The sequence below is a fragment of the Gilliamella sp. BG7 genome (genome assembly GCF_046635565.1).
In the GTDB taxonomy this organism is placed as follows: Bacteria; Pseudomonadota; Gammaproteobacteria; order Enterobacterales; family Orbaceae; genus Gilliamella; species Gilliamella apicola_P.
This window is the reverse complement of record NZ_JBIDFB010000024.1, coordinates 1-3,393: the sequence shown is the minus strand read 5'-3', so window position 1 is coordinate 3,393 and position 3,393 is coordinate 1. Positions and strand designations below refer to the sequence as shown.

Annotated in this window: 2 rRNA genes; both read left to right on the top strand. The window is 48.3% G+C overall.

The features are described 5' to 3' along the window. Positions 1-232: 232 nt before the first annotated feature. Positions 233-3,132 (top strand): 23S ribosomal RNA (locus ACGH49_RS10790). 137 nt (positions 3,133-3,269) lie between these two features. Then, a 5S ribosomal RNA gene (gene rrf / locus ACGH49_RS10785) occupies positions 3,270-3,385 on the top strand. Positions 3,386-3,393 lie beyond the last annotated feature (8 nt).

Sequence of the window (3,393 nt, the reverse complement as noted above, 5' to 3'; positions counted from 1 at the left end):
CATAAATTATGTTTGTATTTACTTGATTTAGTGTTTAAGTGAATAGAAAGATAAAGCTCTTTAACAATTAGGAACAAGCTGAAAGAAACGAGTTCTCGTTTTTACGAAAGGCTTTTGATTATAGATTGAGTTAAAGTTTATTGAACTTTAATTGAATAATTTATAAATAAAAAGAGAATAAGTAAGAAAGAGAAAAAAGCGTAATTTAAACCAAGACAACTGTGAGTTGTAAGGTTAAGAAATTAAGCGTACACGGTGGATGCCTAGGCAATCAGAGGCGAAGAAGGACGTGTTAATCTGCGAAAAGCGACGGTAAGCTGATAAAAAGCGTAATAGCCGTCGATGTCCGAATGGGGAAACCCAGTGTAGGAAACTACACTATCATCTAATGAATTCATAGTTAGATGAGGCGAACCGGGAGAACTGAAACATCTAAGTACCCCGAGGAAAAGAAATCAACCGAGATTCCCTGAGTAGCGGCGAGCGAAAGGGGAGGAGCCCAAGCGGGTAGCATAAGGTATTAGTGGAAGCGTCTGGAAAGTCGCACGATAGAGGGTGAAAGTCCCGTACACGAAGGTGCGTTATGTGGAAGCTTATAGAGTAGGGCGGGACACGTGATATCCTGTCTGAAGAAGGGGGGACCATCCTCCAAGGCTAAATACTCCTGATTGACCGATAGTGAACCAGTACCGTGAGGGAAAGGCGAAAAGAACCCCGGGAGGGGAGTGAAATAGACCCTGAAACCGTGTACGTACAATCAGTGGGAGCTGTTACCGTTGGGTAATAGTGACTGCGTACCTTTTGTATAATGGGTCAGCGACTTATATTCTGTAGCGAGGTTAACCGAATAGGGGAGCCGAAGGGAAACCGAGTATTAACTGTGCGTTAAGTTGCAGGGTATAGACCCGAAACCCGGTGATCTAGCCATGGGCAGGTTGAAGGTTGGTTAACACTAACTGGAGGACCGAACCGACTAATGTTGAAAAATTAGCGGATGACCTGTGGCTGGGGGTGAAAGGCCAATCAAACCGGGAGATAGCTGGTTCTCCCCGAAAGCTATTTAGGTAGCGCCTCATGAATGACTGTTGGGGGTAGAGCACTGTTTCGGCTAGGGGGCCATCCCGGCTTACCAACCCGATGCAAACTCCGAATACTGACAAGTTGAATCATGGGAGACACACGGCGGGTGCTAACGTTCGTCGTGAAGAGGGAAACAACCCAGACCGCCAGCTAAGGTCCCAAAGTCATAGTTAAGTGGGAAACGAAGTGGGAAGGCTTAGACAGCTAGGATGTTGGCTTAGAAGCAGCCATCATTTAAAGAAAGCGTAATAGCTCACTAGTCGAGTCGGCCTGCGCGGAAGATGTAACGGGGCTAAAACTATGCACCGAAGCTGCGGCAGTGCACGCAAGTGTATTGGGTAGGGGAGCGTTCTGTAAGCCGTAGAAGGTGTGTTGTGAGGCATGCTGGAGGTATCAGAAGTGCGAATGCTGACATAAGTAACGATAAAGCGGGTGAAAAGCCCGCTCGCCGGAAGACCAAGGGTTCCTGTCCAACGTTAATCGGGGCAGGGTGAGTCGACCCCTAAGGAGAGGCCGAAGGGCGTATCTGATGGGAAACGGGTTAATATTCCCGTACTGGCTATAACTGCGATGGGGTGACGAAGAAGGCTAGGTTTACCACCTATTGGATGGTGGGTTAAGCGTGTAGGGGTGTGATTAGGCAAATCCGGTCACTGAAACTCTGAGGCGTGATGACGAGCTGCTAAGGCAGTGAAGTAATTGATGCCCTGCTTCCAGGAAAACCCTCTAAGCTTCAGGTTATAGTTAATCGTACCCGAAACCGACACAGGTGGTCAGGTAGAGAATACTAAGGCGCTTGAGAGAACTCGGGTGAAGGAACTAGGCAAAATGGTGCCGTAACTTCGGGAGAAGGCACGCTGATGTGTAATTGAAATCCCATGCGGACGTAGGTGAAATCAGTCGAAGATACCAGCTGGCTGCAACTGTTTAATAAAAACACAGCACTGTGCAAACACGAAAGTGGACGTATACGGTGTGACGCCTGCCCGGTGCTGGAAGGTTAATTGATGGGGTTATGCGAATGCAGAAGCTCCTGATCGAAGCCCCAGTAAACGGCGGCCGTAACTATAACGGTCCTAAGGTAGCGAAATTCCTTGTCGGGTAAGTTCCGACCTGCACGAATGGCGTAATGATGGCCAGGCTGTCTCCACCCGAGACTCAGTGAAATTGAAATTGCCGTGAAGATGCGGTGTACCCGTGGCAAGACGGAAAGACCCCGTGAACCTTTACTATAGCTTGACAGTGAACATTGAGCCTTAATGTGTAGGATAGGTGGGAGGCAAAGAAGCATGCACGCCAGTGTGTGTGGAGTCGACCTTGAAATACCACCCTTTAATGTTTGATGTTCTAACCTATACTTCTGAATCGAGGTAAGGGACACTGTCTGGTGGGTAGTTTGACTGGGGCGGTCTCCTCCCAAAGAGTAACGGAGGAGCACGAAGGTTAGCTAATCCTGGTCGGACATCAGGAGGTTAGTGCAATGGCAAAAGCTAGCTTGACTGCGAGAGTGACGGCTCGAGCAGGTACGAAAGTAGGTCATAGTGATCCGGTGGTTCTGAATGGAAGGGCCATCGCTCAACGGATAAAAGGTACTCCGGGGATAACAGGCTGATACCGCCCAAGAGTTCATATCGACGGCGGTGTTTGGCACCTCGATGTCGGCTCATCACATCCTGGGGCTGAAGTAGGTCCCAAGGGTACGGCTGTTCGCCGTTTAAAGTGGTACGCGAGCTGGGTTTAGAACGTCGTGAGACAGTTCGGTCCCTATCTGCCATGGGCGTAGGAAAATTGAGAGGGTTTGCTTCTAGTACGAGAGGACCGAAGTGAACGCACCGCTGGTGTTCGGGTTGTGATGCCAATTGCATTGCCCGGTAGCTACGTGCGGAATAGATAAGTGCTGAAAGCATCTAAGCACGAAACTAGCCTTGAGATGAGTTTTCCCTGAAGAGATTCAGTAAGGTCCGTTTGAGACTAAGACGTAGATAGGTCAGGTGTGTAAGTGTAGTGATACATTGAGCTAACTGATACTAATGAACCGAGAGTCTTAACCTTACAACTCGGAGTTGTTTTGTGTTACGCGATAGCGATTTGATTAAAAGTTGAAAGAACAGTTTGTTCCGGATTGAGAGATGAGTATTGATATGAGATAATGAATAGATATTGATACTGATTGAGAGAGACAGGATATGTCTGGCGGTAATAGCGCGGTGGTCCCACCTGACCCCATGCCGAACTCAGAAGTGAAACGCCGTAGTGCCGATGGTAGTGTGGGTATTACCCATGTGAGAGTAGGGTGCCGCCAGACTTTTAAAT